At 72.9% G+C, this 5258-nt stretch carries 6 protein-coding genes; all 6 read left to right on the plus strand.

From position 1 onward, the window contains the following. A partial coding sequence (locus ACZDWJ_RS19595; RefSeq protein ID WP_463523847.1) for a DNA polymerase III subunit gamma/tau domain-containing protein occupies positions 1 to 951 on the plus strand: 951 nt, incomplete at its 5' end. 70 nt (positions 952 to 1021) lie between these two features. Continuing rightward, positions 1022 to 1429: a YbaB/EbfC family nucleoid-associated protein gene (locus ACZDWJ_RS19600; protein WP_463523849.1), complete on the plus strand. Its 408-nt coding sequence runs from the start codon at positions 1022 to 1024 to the stop codon at positions 1427 to 1429. Positions 1430 to 1438: 9 nt separating this feature from the next. Then, positions 1439 to 2035 (plus strand): recombination mediator RecR, encoded by a 597-nt coding sequence (gene recR / locus ACZDWJ_RS19605; RefSeq protein WP_463523851.1) that lies wholly within the window; start codon positions 1439 to 1441, stop codon positions 2033 to 2035. A 5-nt stretch (positions 2036 to 2040) separates the two neighbouring features. Further along, positions 2041 to 2634, plus strand: a complete 594-nt coding sequence (locus ACZDWJ_RS19610; RefSeq protein WP_463523853.1) for a DUF5063 domain-containing protein — start codon at positions 2041 to 2043, stop codon at positions 2632 to 2634. Positions 2635 to 2749: 115 nt separating this feature from the next. Next, complete coding sequence (locus ACZDWJ_RS19615) at positions 2750 to 4027, plus strand: aspartate kinase (protein ID WP_463523855.1); 1278 nt, start codon at positions 2750 to 2752, stop codon at positions 4025 to 4027. Positions 4028 to 4147: 120 nt separating this feature from the next. Next, positions 4148 to 5188 (plus strand): aspartate-semialdehyde dehydrogenase, encoded by a 1041-nt coding sequence (locus tag ACZDWJ_RS19620; RefSeq protein WP_463523857.1) that lies wholly within the window; start codon positions 4148 to 4150, stop codon positions 5186 to 5188. Positions 5189 to 5258: the final 70 nt, after the last annotated feature.

The raw sequence follows: 5258 nt of genomic DNA on the forward strand, positions 1-5258 counted from the left end.
CCCGAGCGTGCGCTGCTCGCCAGCCCGCTGGGCCAGACGGCTGCTCGCGTCGCGCCGGTGACGCCGCCGGTCGCCGCGCCCGCCCCGGCCACGGAGTCCACGCCAGCGCCGGCCCCGGCGTCCGCCGAGCCCGCCGAGCCCGCGCAGCCCACCGCCACCACGCCGGCCGGCAGCGCGCTCACCCTCGTCGAGGTCCGCCGGCTCTGGCCCGACATCGTCGAGGTCACCAAGGCCCGCCGCCGGATGACCTGGATCCACCTCACCCAGAACGCCCAGGTCGTGGCCGTCGACGCCACCACGCTCACCCTCGGCTTCGCCAACGCCGGCGCCCGCGACTCCTTCGAGCGCGGCGGCAGCGTCGAGGTCGTGCGCCAGGCCGCCATCGACGTCGTCGGCGTCTCGTGGCGCATCGAGACGATCGTCGATCCCGGTGCGAGCCCGGACGGCCCGGTCGTCACGCGGGCCGCCACGGCGCCCGAGGCTCCGGCCGCTCCCGCAGCCCCGGCCGCCCCGCCGGCGCCGGCTCCGGAGTCAGCCCCCGATCAGGCGTCGCCGTCCGCCGCCGCTCCCTCCGCTCCGGCGGCCCCGTCCGCTCCGGCCGCGCCCCCGGCTCCCGAGCCCGAGGCCGCTGCGGCGCCGAGCCGTCCGCTCACCGACGCTCGGCCGCCCGCCTGGCTCGACGAGGAGCCCGACGACGACGGCGCCCCGCCGCCGCCGGACCCGAGCCAGCGCGGTGGATCCTCCGCGCTCGCGGCGGCCCGCGACGCGATCCAGGCCACCCGACCCTCCGGCGGGCCTGCGCCCGGCGCCACCCGCGCCGAGGACCTCCGCGCCGCCGACGCCGAGGCCCATCCCGACGACCCCGACGCCGACTCCGAGGAGCTCGGCGGGGCGGCGCTGCTCGAGCGCGAGCTCGGCGCCCGCATGATCGAGGAGATCCGGCACCAGTGAGCCGGCGTCCCCGCCCTCCGTACGCTGGCCCCCGAGCCGTCCGATCCGATCCGCACCCCGAGGTGACCCCATGACGCAGAACCCCTTCGACGCCCTCGGTGGCGGCGGACTCGACCTCGGCGGCCTGCTCCAGCAGGCGCAGGCCATGCAGGAGCAGCTCGTCGCCGCGCAGGAGCGGCTCGCCGACTCCACCGTCACCGGCCACGCCGGCGGCGAGGCCGTCGCCGTCACCGTCAACGGCGTCGGCGAGCTCCAGGGCGTCACCATCGCCCCCGGCTCCTTCGACGCCGCCGACGCCGAGTCCCTCGCCGAGCTCGGCGACCTCGTCGTCGCCGCCTACCGCGACGCCAAGGCCCAGGCCGACGCGCTGGCCTCCGACGCCCTCGGCCCGCTGGCCGGCGGTGGTCTGGGCGACCTCGGTCTGGGTGGGCCCGGCGGCGGGCCGGCGCTGCCCGGCGCCGGCAAGCTCGGCTTCTAGGCGCCCGCGTTGTACGAGGGCGTCGTCCAGGACCTCATCGACGAGCTCGGCCGCCTCCCCGGCGTCGGGCCCAAGAGCGCGCAGCGCATCGCCTTCCACCTGCTGCAGGCCGACCCGGCCGACGTCAAGCGCCTCTCCGACGTGCTCGTCGAGGTCAAGCAGCGGGTGCGGTTCTGCACGATCTGCTTCAACGTCTCCGAGGACGACCAGTGCCGCATCTGCCGCGACCCGCGGCGCGACCCCACGGTGCTGTGCGTCGTGGAGGAGTACAAGGACGTCGTGGCCATCGAGCGCACCCGCGAGTACCGCGGTCGCTACCACGTGCTCGGCGGGGCGATCAGCCCGATCGACGGCATCGGCCCCGACCAGCTCCACATCCGCGAGCTGATGCCGCGCCTGGCCGACGGCACCGTCACCGAGGTCATCCTCGCCACCGACCCCAACCTCGAGGGTGAGGCCACGGCCACCTTCCTGACCCGCATGCTGAGGTCGATGGAGATCACCGTCAGCCGTCTGGCCAGCGGGCTGCCGGTCGGCGGTGACCTCGAGTACGCCGACGAGGTCACCCTCGGGCGTGCCTTCGCCGGACGCAGGAGCGCAGAATGAGCGGCATGACCACCTCCGAGGGCGAGCTCGTCCCCGATCTCGACGCCGAGACCGAGGACTTCGCCCAGCAGATCGCCGACCAGGTCGAGAGCTTCCTGCTGGCGCTGCGCGCCATCAGCCAGGAGGCCGACGCAGGTCGCGGCATCTCCCTGCTCCTGCTCGAGATCAGCCAGGTGCTGCTCGCCGGCGCCCGCCTGGGCGCCCAGCGCGACTTCACCCCCGACGCCCGCTACCAGCCCGACGTCGGCCCCGAGCCCGACCTCGACGCCATGCGGCTGCGGCTGGCGCGCATCCTGGGCCCGGTCGACGCCTACAGCTTCGTCTTCGACCCCTACCTGCCCGAGGTGGTCGAGAGCCTGCTCTCCGACGACCTCGTCAGCATCGCCACCGACCTCGAGAACGGCCTGCGGCACTACCGCCGCGGCGACGTCGACGAGGCGCTGTGGTGGTGGCAGTTCTCCTACGTCTCCTCGTGGGGCAACCTCGCGGGCGCCGCGCTCAACGCGCTGATCTCGATCGTCAGCCACGACCGGCTCGACACCGACGTCGAGCTCGACGCCGAGCAGGTCGCGGTCGCCGACGAGGTCCTCGGCCGCTGAGCCCGAGCGCCTGAGATGGCGCCGGGGCGGGCCGGGGCGCACCGATAGACTCGGCGTCGTCATCGCGGCGCCCGAGCAGGGCCCGCTCGCCCGTCACGATCGCAAGGGTTCACTCGTGGGCATCGTTGTGCAGAAGTACGGCGGCTCGTCGCTGTCCGACGCCGCCGCCATCAAGCGCGTCGCGCGGCGCATCGTCCAGGCCAAGAAGGCCGGCAACGACGTCGTCGTGGTGGTCTCGGCGATGGGCGACGCCACCGACGACCTCATCGACCTCGCCGAGCAGGTGAGCCCGCGCCCGCCGGCGCGCGAGATGGACATGCTGCTCACCGCCGGCGAGCGGATCTCGATGGCGGTGGTCTCGATGGCCATCAACGACCTCGGCTTCTCCGCGCGCTCCTTCACCGGCTCGCAGGCCGGCGTCATCACCGACGCCGTGCACGGCCGGGCGAAGATCATCGACGTCACGCCGGGCCGCATCGTCGAGGCGCTCGGCAACGGCCACATCGTCATCGTGGCCGGCTTCCAGGGCGTCTCCGGCGACACCAAGGAGATCACCACCCTGGGCCGCGGCGGCTCCGACACCACGGCCGTGGCGCTGGCCGCGGCACTGGGTGCCGACGTCTGCGAGATCTACACCGACGTCGACGGCGTGTTCTCCGCCGACCCGCGCATCGTCAAGGCCGCGCGCAAGCTCGACCGCGTCTCCTACGAGGAGATGCTCGAGATGGCGGCCTCGGGCGCGAAGATCCTGCACCTGCGGTGCGTCGAGTACGCCCGCCGCTACGACATCCCGATCCACGTGCGCAGCTCGTTCAGCCAGCTGGAGGGCACCTGGGTCGTCGACCCCGCCACCCCGACCGAGGAGGACCCCATGGAGAGCGCGATCATCAGCGGCGTCGCCCACGACCGCTCGGAGGCCAAGATCACCGTCGTCGGCGTGCCCGACAAGGTCGGCGAGGCCGCGCGCATCTTCGAGACCCTGGCGAACGTCGAGGTCAACATCGACATGGTCGTGCAGAACATCTCCGCGACCAGCACCGGCCTCACCGACATCTCCTTCACCCTGCCGCGCAGCGACGGCCAGGTCGCGATGGGCGCGCTGGCCAAGCTCGAGGCCGAGATCGGCTACGAGAAGCTCATCTACGACGAGCAGGTCGGCAAGATCTCCCTCATCGGCGCCGGCATGCGCTCCCACCCGGGCATCACCGCGAAGTTCTTCGCCGCCCTGGCCTCGGCGGGCGTGAACATCCAGATGATCTCCACCTCCGAGATCCGCATCTCGGTGATCGTCGGCGAGGAGCAGGTCGACCAGGCCGTCCAGGCCGCGCACACCGCGTTCGACCTCGACGCCGCCGAGGTCGAGGCGGTCGTCTACGGCGGGACGGGTCGCTGACATGGGCGTCACCATCGGCATCGTCGGCGCCACCGGACAGCACACCCCACTGACTTCTGCTCTCCTCCCGCTGCGCTCCTTCCGAGCACAACTCAGCGGGGACCCCGAAGGGATTCGTTGATGGTCAACATCGGCATCGTCGGCGCCACCGGGCAGGTGGGCGTCGCCATGCGGCAGATCCTCGAGGAGCGGAGCTTCCCCGCCGACGAGATCCGCTTCTTCGCCTCGGCCCGCTCGGCCGGCACGGTCCTGCGCTACGCCGGCCGCGACGTCGTCGTCGAGGACGCCTCCACGGCCGACCCCACGGGCCTCGACATCGCCCTGTTCTCCGCCGGCGCCACCACCTCGCGCGCGCTCGTCCCGGTCTTCGCCGCGGCCGGCGTCGTGGTGGTCGACAACTCCTCGGCCTTCCGCAAGGACCCCGACATCCCGCTGGTGGTCTCGGAGGTGAACCCCGGCGACATCGAGCTGGCGTTCTCCGGCGAGAAGCAGAACATCATCGCGAACCCGAACTGCACCACGATGGCCGCGATGCCCGTCCTCAAGCCGCTGCACGAGGAGGCCGGCCTCGTCCGGCTGATCGCCTCGACCTACCAGGCCGTCTCCGGCTCGGGCGTCGCCGGCGTCAGCGAGCTGGCCACCCAGGTCGCCGCGGTCGGCGACAAGGCCTCCGAGCTCGCCTACGACGGCGAGGCCGTCGCGTTCCCCGAGCCGGGCGTCTACCAGCGCTCGATCGCCTACAACGTGCTGCCGCTGGCCGGCAACCTCGTCGACGACGGCTCGGAGGAGACCGACGAGGAGCAGAAGCTGCGCAACGAGTCGCGCAAGATCCTCGGCCTGCCCGACCTGAAGGTCTCGGGCATCTGCGTGCGGGTCCCGGTCTTCACCGGCCACTCGCTGGCGATCAACGCCGAGTTCTCCTCCTCGCTCACCGTGGCCCGGGCCAAGGAGCTGCTCGCGAACGCCCCCGGCGTCGAGCTCTCCGAGATCCCCACGCCGCTGCAGGCCGCGGGCAAGGACCCGTCCTACGTCGGCCGGATCCGCCAGGACCCTGGCGTCGACGGCGACCGCGGGCTCGCGCTGTTCATCAGCAACGACAACCTCCGCAAGGGCGCTGCGCTCAACACGGTGCAGATCGCCGAGCTGCTCGCCGCGCGCTGAGCACGTCTCCCGGGGCCGATCAGGTCAGGGAGAACTGGACGTTGTCAGGGGAAGCTTCCCCTGACAACGT

It is taken from the genome of Nocardioides sp. B129/18, assembly GCF_055282735.1.

Coding starts and splice junctions, on each gene's coding strand:
- ACZDWJ_RS19610 (WP_463523853.1), top strand. CDS start 2,041: ATGACCACCTCCGAGGGCGAGCTCGTCCCCGATCTCGACGCCGAGACC.
- ACZDWJ_RS19600 (WP_463523849.1), top strand. CDS start 1,022: ATGACGCAGAACCCCTTCGACGCCCTCGGTGGCGGCGGACTCGACCTC.
- ACZDWJ_RS19620 (WP_463523857.1), top strand. CDS start 4,148: ATGGTCAACATCGGCATCGTCGGCGCCACCGGGCAGGTGGGCGTCGCC.